The sequence below is a fragment of the Methylocella sp. genome (assembly GCF_041905455.1).
Lineage (GTDB): Bacteria > Pseudomonadota > Alphaproteobacteria > Rhizobiales > Beijerinckiaceae > Methylocapsa.
This window is the reverse complement of record NZ_JAYRLA010000013.1, coordinates 89260-102237: the sequence shown is the minus strand read 5'-3', so window position 1 is coordinate 102237 and position 12978 is coordinate 89260. Positions and strand designations below refer to the sequence as shown.

The following is a 12978-nucleotide window of genomic DNA, read 5'->3' as shown; positions in this document are numbered from 1 at the left end:
ATCAATCAGTTCCGTCGCCTCGTCGTCCGCTATGAGCGACACGCCGACCTCTACCGCGCCTTTATCGTCCTCGCCGCCGCTATCATTTGCTTCAGGGCCTTGAGACGGTTTTGTTAGGCGCTCTTAGGCCGACAGATAGCAGGAGCTTCATATGTCGCTCGCCCAAGTACAAAACTTTGCCATCTCGTTCGATGGGTTCGGCACTGGCGAAGGCCTGAGCCGCGACCGCCCTTTCGGCCATGCGGACGAGCGGTTGCACGAATGGATGTTCGAGACCCGCTGGTGGCGGGAGAAGGGTGGCCAGCTGGGTGGAACTGGCGGCATTGACGATGCACTCGTTCGCCGGCACGACGTTGGTATCGGCGCCGAGATCATGGGAGCCGGCAAATACGGGTTCCCCGGATGGCAAGAGGATCCCGACTGGAAAGGTTGGTGGGGTCCTAACCCGCCGTTCCATACGCCGGTCTTCGTCCTGACCCATCACACGCGCCCACCGATCGAGATGGAGGGCGGCACGACGTTTCACTTCATCGACGCCCCGCCTGCTGACGCGCTCGCGATGGCTCGCGAGGCCGCGAAGGGCCAAGGCGTGCGGATCGGCGGAGGCGCGACCATCGTCCGCGACTTCTTCGCTGCGGGACTTGTCGACCACGCCCACGTCGCCGTGGCGCCGATCCTGCTCGGCCGCGGCGTCCGGCTGTGGGACGGTCTCGAAGCCCTGGAGCAGAACTATGAAATCGAGGCGGCCTCGTCACCGAGCGGTGTGACGCATCTGACGTTCACGCGCCGAGGCCTCTGAACAGCGTTGCCCGCTGGTGGCGGGCATGGCCGCTCTACTATGGGATCAGCACGGCCAAATTCTGCAGGGCCTGCAACAATCTATCATCGTCCACGGCGGGGATCTCACCGGCCAGGATCTTGTCGATCTCGGCCCGCGCCAAGCCAGATTGAACGGCGGCATCGTCAAGCGAGAGGCCGAGATGTCGAATCGTCCTGGCGAGGGCATTCTGGATTTCGGGAGCCCTGCTTTCGGGCGGGATGTGAGCTCGCATGGACATAGGCGTGTACTCCCGTTAACCCAATGAAATCATTGGCTGCGCAAGACTGTGTAGCCGATATCAGCGCCATTTCAGCCTGGGTCCAGCGCCTCCCGGGTGTCACTTATGCCCCCGAAATCAGCGCAAAAGCGCCAGGGGGGGCAGGCTGAAATAGGTCGTGATAAGTTTCATTTATCACGAGCTATTTTTGAGGGTCGGCTTTCCGCCGGAATCGGCGCAAATTCAGTGGCGATCGGCATCAAGGTAAGCCCGCACCCGGGCGAGACCGCCTTCAGCCACCATGATCTCGACGGGAGTGCGACCGCCGAAGACATCGTTGGGCTTGGAGACCCAGGCATAACCCCGTTCCGGATCGGTGAAGAGATGTCGCAGGCCCTTGTGGATGCCTATGAGCAGGGATAGCCGCGTCGCAAGATCACGGTCGATCCTGCCATGCTCGCCGGTCTTCCAGCGGGCATAAGTCCGGATCGGAAGGCCGCCGAGGATTTCGCATGCGACCGCGTCGGTGAGTTTCCACTTCTCGAACAGCTTGATGACTGCCCGGGCCGCAGCATCAACCTCTTCGGGGCTGGCGCGCTACACCCAGCGGCTCGAAGAAACCTCTCCCTTCTGACGCTGGGTGTCATCCTCCCACGGCGCCTTGACCGCCAGCAGACGATCAAGGCCGGGGTTGGGCTCCGGCGGAGCGTCGAGCATGGCCATGAATTCTGCGAACCGCTCATCATCCAAGGCAAAGACCTCGCGGCCAATCGCTGTCGCATCGAGCCATGCGCGATCGGCGTCCGTCTGCAGCGGCAGGTGTTCCGATCCGGCTAGAAGCTCGTCGAGCGTATATCGGCGCCTGGTCATGATCTCCTCCCGGTTTACGCCGCTGGCGCAAAGCGGGCATCGTGCTTCGCTTGCTCCCAGCCGATGCACGCCAAGGCAACTGTTCGCGGGATCGGCTTCTCGCCGCTCAGGTAGTAGGTCAGCATGCGGCGTGACAGACCCAGGGCGGTGGCGGCCTGCTGCTGGGTCAGTTTGTTCCGGTGCATCATCTCACAGATGCCTTCGTGCGAGTACCCTCCCGCCTGCTCGACGGCCCGGGCGCGCAGATTGTCGGCGGCCAGTTCCAGATCGTCCTTACCCCACGTGACCGCGCCGCCCCAGGCGCCCAGCTTCGCGCGCCGGAACACGGCAGGATCGGACAGCGCAGCCAAGGATGGGTAGCGCTTGATGATGGCGGACAGATCGACGTCGAACTCCACGCCGTCCGCGAAGGCCAAGTGCAGCATGCTATGGGCCTTGGCTTTGACCGAAACCAGGGTGAATGCTTTGCTCATGGGTTCAACTCCAACCATTTGCGGGCCAGCAGATCGGCGTTTGCTCGCGCCCATTTCAGCGGCTCAGCCAGTTCTCGCGCCGGAATCGCGCCGCGGATCACGCTCATCGTCGCGATCTCCACCAGGGCCTCCCGGCCATCGTTCATCCGCACATGAAAGTGCGGCGGAAGGTGATCGCTGGCGTACATATTGACGGTGCTGGCAGAGAGTCGGGCGATCGTCGGCATGGGTAATTATATGCGCAATGGTTGCTATGCGCAATGGTTGCGCAGGTAGATGCGATGCGAGCGATCGCCGGCAGCGCCTGTTCGGTGGCAAAGGGGGTTGCCGCCCCCTTGCCCCTCAGGCTCACTCCCGCGTCGGCGAAAAGCAATTCTCACGCATCTGAGACTGGCCTCGGCGGCGGAGCCAGATCGTCAACGTCGAGATTGGCGGAAGGACCACGGGCGACGAGCCGCGATCATGCCTGGGGCGAACGGGTTGAAGGTCAAGCTCAGACGATCGGCGCCGAGGGTGGCTCCAGGCGCCTCAGCCCGCGCCTCTTGATCTCGACCAGCCCATATTGGCGAAGAGCACCGCCGCATCCTGATTTCCGTCTTCAAGGGCGGAAGACACCGGGCGGCTGCGGCGTGCAGCCGGTTCGGGACGAGTGTGTCAACGGAGCCCCAACAGGCGATGTCAGCTATTGATTTCATATTTATTGACATTGTCAGATAAAATATGATCCAATCCTGACATGGAGATCGCGCCATGAGTGACGGCCCACACAGAAGCTTGCCGCTGCGTCCTCACTGGAGGACCTTGGCAAGGCGTGCCGCCAAGGCAGCTCACTCGCCTGACGAGGTGGCAGAGGCGCTTCCATTCGCCCTTAAACGCGAACTCCTGCAGGCCCCGCTCAAGAAAATCCGCGAGATCTTGTGCGGAGACACGCTCTTTCCGTCGATACGGATCGAACAACTTGAATCAATACGAGGAAAGCATACTGGTTCGGCGCCTGCTCAACTCGCCATCGATTGCGCGATCGCCGCCGTCGCGAATGGCGCGACGGGGGAAGCCGGCGCGCAGGCCGCGGTAAGCGCGGCGCTTGCCGATACCATGCACAGCGCACTCCGCGCCACCGAAGAACATTATCAGCGCGAAGCCAGCCCACGCAGCAGCAGCTATGTACGCCAGCGCCTCGATGCGGCACGCCAGAAGGTCGATTGCAGCGCGCTTGCTCGTGAGCTGCTGTCCGGCAACGCCCCGCCGAAGCGGGAGGCCATCAACCTCCCGACGCGCAAAGGCGTTGATGAAGGGCCACCCCTATGACTGTTCACGCCTACAGCCCCAGAATCCCCACGCATGCCATCGACGTTGTCGAGGCTGGTGGACGCCCGCGCAAAGGGCGCAGGGCATTCGATCTGGGTCGGGATCTTAAGTTTTCCACTGCCGCCCTGGAGTCGTATGCCTTCGCCCGCTGGGAGCCCCTCATATACGACGTAATGATGCTGGCCGCCTCGGTCGAATATGCCGACCGTTCCACCCGGCGCCCATCGCTGGGCTGGACGCGAACCCTGACCCTCCGGCTGCCGGTCCATGCGCCGCAAAGATGGGGTGCCTCGGATGTGACCGACAGTCTCCACGAAGCCCTGCGCTTTCTGACGGGAGATATGTGGACGATCGAGTTCGTGCAGCGCCGCGACGACGCGCCGTCCCCAACGCAGGAGTCCTTGCAATTGCCGGTGAAAACCAGGGCCGTGATCGCGTACAGCGAAGGCATGGATTCCCGCGCAGTCGCCGGCTTGATGGCCGCTAGCCTTGGTGAAGAGCTGGTGCGCGTCCGGGTTGGCCCAAAGGCCGTGGGCCTGCCCGGCAAGGCTGATCGCGAGCCGTTTGCCACCGTGCCCTACACCGTATCGGCAAGAGGAGAATCGAGCGCGCGAAGCCGAGGGTTTAAGTTCGCGCTTATCAGCGGCATCGCTGCCTACCTGACTGATGCAGCAGAGATCATCGTTCCCGAGAGCGGTCAGGGTGCGTTCGGCCCGGCGCTGATCACCGCTGCGCATGCCTATGCCGACTATCGCAATCATCCACTCTTCATGAAGCGAATGGAGCGGTTTCTCGCCGCGTTGTTCGCGCGGCCTTTCCAGTTTTCTGCGCCCCGGCTCTGGCACACGAAGGGCGAGACACTCAAAGCCTACGCCGCTCTCCCCGGCGGCGAGGCCTGGCGCGATACGAAGTCGTGCTGGCGCGGCGCGCAATGGAGCGCGCTGAACGGAAAGTTGACGCAATGTGGCATCTGCGCTGCCTGCATGCTCCGCCGGATGAGCGTGCATGCCGCCGGATTGCAGGAGCCCGAAGGCACGTATGTCTGTGACGACCTCACGGCGGGCACTCTCGATGCTGCGGTGCATAAGGACTTCAGGCGGGTGAACCGTGCATTCCGCGAGTATGCGATCGCCGGGACTCTCCATCTCGACCACCTCGCTGACATGGCTGCCGCCGGCAATCGCGGTGCGGTCGAGCGCCACGCGATCATCACAGCACCATCCCTTGGCATGACGGCCAATGAGGTGGAGGCCCTGCTCGGAGGCGTTCTCGAACGGCATGCCACCGAATGGGGATTGTTTATCAAGAATGCAGGAGCGCGTTCCTTCCTCAGGCAGTGGACGCGATAAGATCAATGAACGGCACGACCGAGCGACTCAGCGATGTGGAAATTGGCGAGCGGCTGCGGCTTGCGCGCGAAGGCGCAAAGCTAACGCAGGCCCAGGCCGCCGATGTCATCGGGGCCGCCCGCACGACGATTGTCGCCATCGAGCAGGGCAAACGTCGCATCCAGATGGACGAGTTGCAGAAGCTTGCGACGGTCTATCGCACGTCGGCCAACGCAGTTCTCCGGCGGGAGGCTATTCACCTCGACCTGGTCCCCCGGTTTCGCAAACTGGAAGACAGCAAGGACGATGACATCGAACGCGCCACGCGCTTGCTGAACAGCCTTGTCCGCGCGGAAGTCGAACTTGAGAATGCACTCGGTGTTTCGCGGTCGAGGAATTACCCGCCCGAGCGCCCGCTTCTGCCGGGCGACGTCCGTTCACAGGCCGAGCAAGACGCACAGGAACTGAGAGACTGGCTCGGGCTCGGAGCAGGACCTGTCGCTGACATCGTGTCCCTTCTCGATTTGCAGCTGGGCATCCGCGTTTATATCCGCCCCCTGGATGGCAAGGTATCGGGCCTGTTCGCCTATGACGAGGCGGCCGGCGCCTGCATCTTGCTGAACGCCAATCATCCGCATGAGAGATTGACCCAGACGGGCGTCCACGAACTCGCCCATGTCGTCTCAACCCGCAGGCAACCGGAGGTGCTGACCGACGATGAGCGGTTCGCCTCGCGCGAGGAGCGCTATGCGAATATATTCCAGCGCAACTTTATCACGCCGGGTCGGGCCGTGCGTCAGCGCTTTGCCGAAATCACCGCCGGCCAGTCTCATCTGACCCGCCGGCACGTTATCCTTCTGGCCCACGCGTTCGGCGTTTCCCGCGAGGCGATGGTGCGTCGGCTGGAAGAGCTGAAGTTGGCGCGCGATGGTACGTGGGACTGGTTCCAGGAGCATGGCGGGATAACCGACGCACAGGTGCGCGAAGTGCTCGGCGATCTGGCGGGCCGGATCGATATTGCGATCCTGGCAAGGGGTCTCGTCCCCCCCCGCCTTGCCCTGCTCGCCCGTGAAGCGTGGAAGAAGGAGCTCTACAGCGAAGGGCAACTGGCTCGCCTGCTGGAACTCGACCGTCACGGCATCCGGGAACTGCTCGACGGCGTGGAACGCGAAGAAAGCGAAGCTGATGAACGCATCAAGATTCTTCGCTAGCCCTCCTTCTGTCCTCGTCGCCGATGCGAGCATCGTGATCAACCTGAACGCCTCCGGGCGGGCGCCGGAGGTCATCAAAGCGCTTCCGCACCGTGTCGTCGTGACGGGAAACGCTGTCACCGAGCTTGAAGCAGGTGAGCGCAACGGCCATGGCGATGCCCAGCAGCTTCACAATCTGATCGACGCGGGGCTCGTCGCGCGCGTTGAAATAGGCAGAACGAGTGCTCCCATCTATGAGAGCCTGATTGACGGCTCCGCTCGGCTCACGCTCGACGACGGCGAAGCAGCAACGATTGCCTGCGCAGTGGAAGCGGGCGCTTTCGCCTTGCTCGATGAGCGCAAGGCGCGCCGCCTCTGCGCTGCCTTGTTCACCACTCTGCCACTGGGCTGCACGGCGGAACTGCTCATGCATCCCGCCGTAGCAACAGCTCTGGGACCACATCACGTCGCGACGATCGTCCGCGCGTTGCAGGTGGGTCGCATGCGTGTACCGCCGGAGTTTGTCGGCGCCCTCACAAATCTGATCGGTTCGGCGCACGCCGCTACCTGTGCAAGCCTCCCCAAAGCCGCGCGAAAGTCGGGATAGGCTTCGCGACTACTCATCCCGCCTCTCCAAATTGCTGGAGAAGGCCGACGAGTGTCATGTTCTCGGCAATCGCATCATGCGGAATCAGCATGTAGCGCCAAGGCTTGCCGCCATAGCTCGTCGCGTGTCGGCTGGCATGCCGACACCACTCGAACGCGGAATCACGTTTCGACAGAACGTCCGAGTCGGTCATCTGGTTCGCGGCCTTGGGCTCGAGCATCAAGATGCTGTCGGCTGTCTCAGCCACGAAGTCCGGCTGGTATTCTAGAAGATCCGCGCCACTACGATAGAACAGCTGAAACTGCCCGCGTGCCGGTTTGAACCATTTTTGGGCTTCCCGATCGAGAATGACCGAGAGCTTCCGCTCGGCGTCGGATTGGAATTTCTGGGTGGGGTACAAGCACTTTTGGAAGCCACCGAACAGATATCGAGCCATGTTGGTCTTGTCCGTGGGCGACTGACGGAAATCCAACGGCGCTTCGCCTGCCGCTGCCGTGTAAGCACTCTTCCGCAGCTCGGTGAAGCCGCGCGTGACAACAACGTCGTACTCGACATCGGTGTCCTGCCAGAAGTGGCTCTGCATTTGTGCGTGAACGAAGCGAGCAATTTCCTTCTGGTGAAGCCGCAGGATCTTGCGAACGCCGTCCTCCGGATGCGTGGCCAACAAATGGTTCGCCACCTGAGCCGCGAGATCATAGAGAAGATCGGCATGGTCGTCATAGGCCACGTCGTCGAAATCGATGAGGCCGCTGACGACGTAATCCTCCAACCGTTGTTCATCGATGTTGCCGGCACCGAGGCCGATGTGGTCGACTTGTCCGGTCCGCAAATGCGCAGCCCACAGCGTTTCGTTCGGCACTTCGTAGTGCATCCGCGACAGATCGAGCGTGAAGTGACGGAAACCAGATTTCACCTCGCCTTTCGGCGTAACGAGGATACGGGGAATATCGATCGTCTGTTGCACGACCAGATCGACGGTCCTGGCTACGATGGCCGTGAGATCGGGTTGTTTGGCGATCCCGTCCAGTTCCAGTTGAGCTGGACGGTACTGACTCTGGACTTCCCGCAGAACAGCGGCCTGGACCTCAGGTTTCTGAAGATGCGCAACGCTGGGCAAGCGCGAAGGCTCGGTCTCAAGTTTTCGGATCACATCATACGCGATGCGGGCAACCTGCTGCTCTTCCGGCGTGAACACGGCCGGCGCCTCCTCGAAGCCGGAGGTTCCATTGGCCGGTGCGTCCGAAGGCAGGCCGAGCTTGGCGGCGAGCTGGGGCCGCGATTCGACCGTGACCGTCTTCTGCTGCAACTGCCCTTCGGTGAGAATGACCTGTTGCAGCCGGATCGCCGAGTCCGGCTTACGCGCCTCGTCGACAATCTCCTGGAAGCGATCGTGTGCCACGATGTTCAGCCGGTCAACAGCGGTGACACCCGTCCGCCGGCCATAAGGAAGCCGCAAGCCGCGCCCGATCGACTGCTCGATGAGCGTGCGTGCGTTGGCGGCGCGCAACGGCACGATGGTGTAGAGGTTGGTGACGTCCCAACCCTCTTTCAGCATGTTGACGTGGATGACGATCTCGGTCGGCTCGTCGGGACTCTCGACCTTCAGCAGCTTCTCGACCGTCTCCTCTTCCTTCACGCTGGAATCGACCTGGATCACCTTGCCCGCATAGCGTCCCTCGAAGAAGGCGTTGGACTTGATCAGCGCCATCAGCTCCCCGGCATGCGTGGTATCGCGGGCAATCACCAGCATGAAGGGCTTGACGATCCGCTCGCCGACCTGGCGCGCATAGGTTTCCAGCTCGACCTTGACGCCTTCATGCAGGCGAACACCGTCCTCCAGCTTGATTTGCTGCAACTGCTCCGGCGATTTGCCCGCGGAAACGAAGTTCTCGCGGGTGACAACAGCCGGCTCCTTGACGAAGCCATCGGCCATGGCGCGACCGAGGGGATAGTCGACGATCACGTTCTGGAAGGGCACAGGGCCGCGCGTCGTCTCGACGAACGGCGTGGCGGTCAACTCCAGCCCCATGACCGGCTTCAACTCGTTGATGGCGCGGATACCAGCAGTCGCTCGATAGCGATGGGATTCGTCCATGATCAGGACGAGGTCCTTCTGCGCCGCAAGGTAGTCGAAATAGCTGTCCCCGATCTCCTCTCTGAAGCTGCGGATGCGCGGGCTTCGGCCGCCGCGCACCTCGGAATTAATCTTCGAAATGTTGAAGATGTTGATGGTAACCGGGAACAGATTACCGCCGCTGGCGATTTGCCGCTCGTAATTGTCGCCGGTGGTGATGACTGGCGGCGAGATCGCAAACTCCGCGATGCCCTTCAGCACGTATTTCTGTGTGTTAGGCGTGAAATCGGTGATCAACTTGTTGTAGATTGTCAGGTTCGGCGCGAGCACGAAGAAATTGTTGAGGCCGTGCGCGAGGTGCAAATAGGCGATGAAGGCGCCCATGAGTCGGGTCTTGCCGACGCCGGTCGCGAGCGCGAAACACAGGCTCGGGAAGTCGCGCTCGAAATCTATGACGCCCGGAAATTCGGTCCGGATCGCCGCAAGCGCCGCCTCGAGATCACCGTCCTTGCGCGGCGGCACGACTTCGGTGACGCGGTCGAGGATTTCGAGCGATTGCCGCTGGGGCGCGCGAAGACTGAGACGGCCGGCGATGGCATTGGCATGGCGGCTCATTGGTCGTCTCCCGGGAGATCGAACAGGCCCGGCTGGGAGGCGGAACGGGGCGGTGCCTTGCCGGTGGCCTTCGGAGCGGGGGGCGCCTTCGGTAGGTTCTCGACATTGAGACTGTAGTCGTCATGCCTCCATTCGCAGCGCTCGCGAATGTGGTTTGGAATTTTTTTCACCGTCAGGTTAGGCCAAGCAGACGTGTTGCCACGGAAGGCCGCGCAGAGCACGAGCAACGTGCGTCCCTCGCCAACCTCTTCGCTTAAAGCGTCGAGATGTTCCGGCGAAAGCGTCTGCGTCGTCACATAGATGAAGTCACGCTCGGTCGACGTGCCGTGCTGCCAATAGACACTGTCGCTCGGGGCGTAGGTGAAGCCCTCGATCTTGCACAACGCCTCGGCCAGCCTCTCGGCATTGTAGGCCTTGCTGATGACCTCGCGGCCCCACTTGTCCTTTTCGAGAAGCGACGGGGCAAGCTTGAAATAGCGGAAGCCGCCGCCGCCCTGCCAGCCGGTCGCCTCGGTCACACCGCCCTTATCTTCGCCATCGATCACCTTCTCCAGGCGCGGAATAATGTGGGTGTGGCAATGCTCCTCCAATTCCACCATGATCCATTGTCGGCCCATCTTGTGGGCGACTGCACCAGTCGTGCCGGATCCAGCGAATGAGTCGAGGACTAGGTCGCCGGGAATCGTTGCAATATCCAAGACACGCTTCAGCAATTTTTCCGGTTTGGGTGTAGCAAAGGCGTCGTCTGGGTTGATCGCTTTAACTTCTTCCCTTGCCTCGTGATTGTTTCCTGCTTCTGCATGAAGCCATATTGTCGCAGCTGGAGGCCCTGAAATCTTAAGCTCTCTCAGGAAGGTCTTTCTGGAAGGTGTCGCCTTTCCGTCGCTTCCAAACCAAATTTCGTCATTCTCATCCATCTGGCGTAGCGCGTCAGCAGGGAATCGAGGGGAAGTCCCCTTTGGAGGTGTCCAGACAACTCCATTCTTGAACATGAATGAGAAGCTCTGCTCTTTCTCTGAGCCCGTTCGCTTCGCATAGAGCGGCGTTGCCTTCCACGGCCCCTTTGGATGTTTATCGGGATTTCGGTATCGAGCATCCATATCAGAGCTACGCTCCAATCGATAGGGTCTCCAAATCTCCTTGTTGGCAGCATAAATTAGAACATGGTCATGATTTTCAGAGAGCCATTTAGCATCATTAGCTATCGTATACTTCTTTTGCCAAATTGCATTAGCGACGAAATTAAACCGACCGAAAACCTCATCGCAGATAACCTTGAGATAATGCGCCTCGTTGTCATCTATGGTGATCCATAGAGAGCCATCGGGAGATAGCAGACGTCGGATAATTTCCAAACGATCTCGCATTAAGCCGAGCCAGATCGAATGCTCCACACCGTCATCATAATGCTTGAACGCGCTGCCCGTGTTATAGGGCGGGTCGATGAAGATGCACTTCACCTTGCCGGCGAATTCCTGCTCCAGCGCCTTCAGCGCGAGCAGGTTGTCGCCGAAGATCAGCCGGTTGTCGAAAATGTCGTCGTCGCCCACGCGATGCTTTGCGTGATAGGACTTTTCCGGATCCTCCAGCAGAATGCGCGGTTCCAGCCGCGGTCGGTTCTCTTTCCCTACCCAAGTGAGCTCGAGCTTTTGCTTCTTTGTCATGCTTGGTCCGTTGCGGCTGCGGCGATCGCCGGCGCGGCAGCGCTAGCAGGTGCCTGTACAATTTGAGCGGCATCCAACTCGGCCAGCCGAAGGAGAACCTTCTCGGCAAGCGGCTGCGCGTCGGTGAGATTGCGGAAGATGGCCAGAAAGCCGCGACCGACTTGCATCGCCTCAGAGGTCGCGAAGATCACCTCGGAAACGTGATTGGTCTCCTGCGAAATCTCCCGCTCCTCCTCGGCGGTGAGACCAGGAGCAGCTTTCGCAACAAGCCGCGGCAGACGAAGGGCGATGAAAGCCATGATGAAGTAGCGGCCATGCCGGAAGAACATCCGGCGGTCGTAAGCCGTCTCCGCCCTTTCACTCCCGGCCAGAATACGGTCTATGAACTGATAGATGCGGACTAGCCTGCAGATCCGAACGCCGGATATTGATGCCGGGAAGAGCTGGGCGTACATCGCGCCGTCCTGTTCCCATAGACGACTGATCTCCCGCTTGGCGATGACAACAACGTCGATCGCTGTCTGCCCCCGATGGCCTCTACGCTGCCCGCCCGTAACAGCGAATGCCAGACAGGCCAGCGCGAGTGCCGCCTCTTCAAGCGTGAACGCATCGTCCTGCCGAACCCGGGATTCGGCTGACGGCCGATAGTGGTAGCGAATCCCGACCGCCGCCAGTTCCTGTCGTATCCGCTCCTGGTTGGGATCGAGCGCTGCGAAGTCGGCGCCACGAACCTGATTCTGGTAGTTGCGGGCCCGCGTAACCCGCACGGCGAAATCATCGGCCGGATCGGGGACTTCGATGATCGTGATGTGGAGCTTGGCGTTTTCAGATATCGCTGCGGCGATAGATGCTGTCGTGATGGAGCCTGCGGTCTGGGCACCATTGACGATGGAGAAAGCCTTTAGGCCGAATACGCAGCGATCCGGACCACCGGGCGCTTGCGCGATGGCACTGGTTACGGCCGTGATTCCATTATTCAGATAGAAGAAGTCCTCCGGACGCCTACGAACCGTTTCCTCGATCGCAACGTTGACGCCGACCGAGCCGAGATAGTGCCTGATGTTGCGCTCGAAGAGAGCGGTTCCATGTTCGCTCACCAGAGTCGCGAGGTCCTGACCTTTCACCAGCCCGTAAACAGCTTTCCGCGGCGCTGTCACGCTCGACCACTTCTCGATGGTGAGACGAACGTCAACGGCCTGGGTTGCCTGCTCTGCGACCATCCAATCATAGGTTTGCGTGATGCCAACAACGGTGGCGCTCATGCAGTCCGACAGGCTGTTGCATTGAGCAACAAAAGCGTCGAGGTCGGCTTTCGCGTGCACGTCCAGCGCTTCGCCTAGGAATGGCAGTATGAGGCAGATCCTTACCCCTGGCGTATCGAGTGCTTCCTCGATTTCGTCGAGGCGATTCCTGACAGCTGCATTGAACCCGTCAAAGCGCCGCTCCATGAGTGCTTTGGTGCCGTTGATGAACTTAAGCGTTTCGCCTTGATTGGGACCCGTTCCCTGAGGGTTATCCGGATTGTTCGGGCGCTTGAATTTGGATTGAACCACGAGCACCCGCTGACCGGCCCGGTCGAAATGAAGGGCGTCAATCCCGCCATCATCCTCGCCATCGACTAGTGCTCCAGCCGCAGTGGCAGCGTCCAATCCACAGACTCCGCACAGCGCGTAGGCGGCGAGTGACCGGGAACAACGGTCAACCTCGTGCTGCGCCGGCGTCCAATTCTGGGCGCGCTCCAGCACCAGAGGGAAGAAGCGACGGCGTAGCGCAGCTTCGATGTGAGCGATTTTTTCCGCGGCGCTGGGCATG

At 61.0% G+C, this 12978-nt stretch carries 13 protein-coding genes; 5 read left to right on the top strand and 8 right to left on the bottom strand.

The genetic code is table 11. From position 1 onward, the window contains the following. Positions 1-151: 151 nt before the first annotated feature. Positions 152-799 (top strand): dihydrofolate reductase family protein, encoded by a 648-nt coding sequence (locus ACE3OG_RS12180; RefSeq protein ID WP_374308982.1) that lies wholly within the window; start codon positions 152-154, stop codon positions 797-799. 37 nt (positions 800-836) lie between these two features. Here ACE3OG_RS12180 and ACE3OG_RS12175 read toward each other — a convergent pair whose 3' ends face one another. From ACE3OG_RS12175 to ACE3OG_RS12155, 5 genes are all read right to left on the bottom strand, one after another. Then, positions 837-1058, bottom strand: coding sequence for a hypothetical protein (locus ACE3OG_RS12175; RefSeq protein WP_374308980.1), 222 nt, complete (start codon positions 1056-1058; stop codon positions 837-839). Positions 1059-1280: 222 nt separating this feature from the next. Further along, entirely contained in the window at positions 1281-1586 is a 306-nt protein-coding gene (locus tag ACE3OG_RS12170; protein WP_374308994.1) for an antitoxin Xre/MbcA/ParS toxin-binding domain-containing protein, read from the bottom strand. A 48-nt stretch (positions 1587-1634) separates the two neighbouring features. Continuing rightward, positions 1635-1907: a DUF1778 domain-containing protein gene (locus tag ACE3OG_RS12165; protein WP_374308978.1), complete on the bottom strand. Its 273-nt coding sequence runs from the start codon at positions 1905-1907 to the stop codon at positions 1635-1637. Positions 1908-1921: 14 nt separating this feature from the next. Continuing rightward, positions 1922-2380: a DUF2442 domain-containing protein gene (locus ACE3OG_RS12160; protein WP_374308976.1), complete on the bottom strand. Its 459-nt coding sequence runs from the start codon at positions 2378-2380 to the stop codon at positions 1922-1924. Continuing rightward, positions 2377-2607 (bottom strand): DUF4160 domain-containing protein, encoded by a 231-nt coding sequence (locus ACE3OG_RS12155; protein ID WP_374308974.1) that lies wholly within the window; start codon positions 2605-2607, stop codon positions 2377-2379. Before ACE3OG_RS12155 ends, ACE3OG_RS12160 begins: the two co-directional genes overlap by 4 nt. Positions 2608-3130: 523 nt before the next feature. Here ACE3OG_RS12155 and ACE3OG_RS12150 point away from each other — a divergent pair. The 4 genes from ACE3OG_RS12150 to ACE3OG_RS12135 are packed head-to-tail and all read left to right on the top strand — an operon-like array spanning position 3131 to position 6813. Further along, a complete protein-coding gene (locus tag ACE3OG_RS12150) occupies positions 3131-3688 on the top strand; it encodes a hypothetical protein (protein ID WP_374308972.1) in 558 nt (185 codons plus the stop codon). Further along, the gene (locus ACE3OG_RS12145) at positions 3685-5037 is read left to right on the top strand and encodes a 7-cyano-7-deazaguanine synthase (protein ID WP_374308970.1); all 1353 of its coding nucleotides are present in this window, start codon (positions 3685-3687) and stop codon (positions 5035-5037) included. The genes ACE3OG_RS12150 and ACE3OG_RS12145 overlap by 4 nt, the downstream gene beginning before the upstream one ends. 5 nt (positions 5038-5042) lie before the next feature. Then, the gene (locus tag ACE3OG_RS12140) at positions 5043-6227 is read left to right on the top strand and encodes an ImmA/IrrE family metallo-endopeptidase (protein ID WP_374308968.1); all 1185 of its coding nucleotides are present in this window, start codon (positions 5043-5045) and stop codon (positions 6225-6227) included. Beyond that, positions 6202-6813: a hypothetical protein gene (locus tag ACE3OG_RS12135; protein WP_374308966.1), complete on the top strand. Its 612-nt coding sequence runs from the start codon at positions 6202-6204 to the stop codon at positions 6811-6813. The genes ACE3OG_RS12140 and ACE3OG_RS12135 overlap by 26 nt, the downstream gene beginning before the upstream one ends. Before the next feature lie 13 nt (positions 6814-6826). Here ACE3OG_RS12135 and ACE3OG_RS12130 read toward each other — a convergent pair whose 3' ends face one another. Genes ACE3OG_RS12130 through ACE3OG_RS12120 form a run of 3 tightly spaced genes read right to left on the bottom strand, consistent with a single transcriptional unit; the run spans position 6827 to position 12977 of the window. Further along, positions 6827-9502 carry a DEAD/DEAH box helicase gene (locus ACE3OG_RS12130; protein ID WP_374308964.1) on the bottom strand — a complete coding sequence of 892 codons (2676 nt, stop codon included), beginning with the start codon at positions 9500-9502 and terminating at the stop codon, positions 6827-6829. Next, positions 9499-11166 (bottom strand): site-specific DNA-methyltransferase, encoded by a 1668-nt coding sequence (locus ACE3OG_RS12125; RefSeq protein ID WP_374308962.1) that lies wholly within the window; start codon positions 11164-11166, stop codon positions 9499-9501. The genes ACE3OG_RS12130 and ACE3OG_RS12125 overlap by 4 nt, the downstream gene beginning before the upstream one ends. Next, positions 11163-12977 (bottom strand): AIPR family protein, encoded by a 1815-nt coding sequence (locus ACE3OG_RS12120; protein WP_374308960.1) that lies wholly within the window; start codon positions 12975-12977, stop codon positions 11163-11165. The genes ACE3OG_RS12125 and ACE3OG_RS12120 overlap by 4 nt, the downstream gene beginning before the upstream one ends. Position 12978 lies beyond the last annotated feature (1 nt).

What these genes read in the sequence shown, in the direction of transcription:
- ACE3OG_RS12180 (WP_374308982.1), top strand. Translation starts at nt 152, where the DNA reads ATGTCGCTCGCCCAAGTACAAAACTTTGCCATCTCGTTCGATGGGTTC.
- ACE3OG_RS12150 (WP_374308972.1), top strand. Translation starts at nt 3,131, where the DNA reads ATGAGTGACGGCCCACACAGAAGCTTGCCGCTGCGTCCTCACTGGAGG.
- ACE3OG_RS12130 (WP_374308964.1), bottom strand. Translation starts at nt 9,502, where the DNA reads ATGAGCCGCCATGCCAATGCCATCGCCGGCCGTCTCAGTCTTCGCGCG.
- ACE3OG_RS12160 (WP_374308976.1), bottom strand. Translation starts at nt 2,380, where the DNA reads ATGAGCAAAGCATTCACCCTGGTTTCGGTCAAAGCCAAGGCCCATAGC.
- ACE3OG_RS12145 (WP_374308970.1), top strand. Translation starts at nt 3,685, where the DNA reads ATGACTGTTCACGCCTACAGCCCCAGAATCCCCACGCATGCCATCGAC.
- ACE3OG_RS12155 (WP_374308974.1), bottom strand. Translation starts at nt 2,607, where the DNA reads ATGCCGACGATCGCCCGACTCTCTGCCAGCACCGTCAATATGTACGCC.
- ACE3OG_RS12125 (WP_374308962.1), bottom strand. Translation starts at nt 11,166, where the DNA reads ATGACAAAGAAGCAAAAGCTCGAGCTCACTTGGGTAGGGAAAGAGAAC.
- ACE3OG_RS12175 (WP_374308980.1), bottom strand. Translation starts at nt 1,058, where the DNA reads ATGTCCATGCGAGCTCACATCCCGCCCGAAAGCAGGGCTCCCGAAATC.
- ACE3OG_RS12140 (WP_374308968.1), top strand. Translation starts at nt 5,043, where the DNA reads ATGAACGGCACGACCGAGCGACTCAGCGATGTGGAAATTGGCGAGCGG.
- ACE3OG_RS12165 (WP_374308978.1), bottom strand. Translation starts at nt 1,907, where the DNA reads ATGACCAGGCGCCGATATACGCTCGACGAGCTTCTAGCCGGATCGGAA.
- ACE3OG_RS12120 (WP_374308960.1), bottom strand. Translation starts at nt 12,977, where the DNA reads ATGCCCAGCGCCGCGGAAAAAATCGCTCACATCGAAGCTGCGCTACGC.
- ACE3OG_RS12135 (WP_374308966.1), top strand. Translation starts at nt 6,202, where the DNA reads ATGAACGCATCAAGATTCTTCGCTAGCCCTCCTTCTGTCCTCGTCGCC.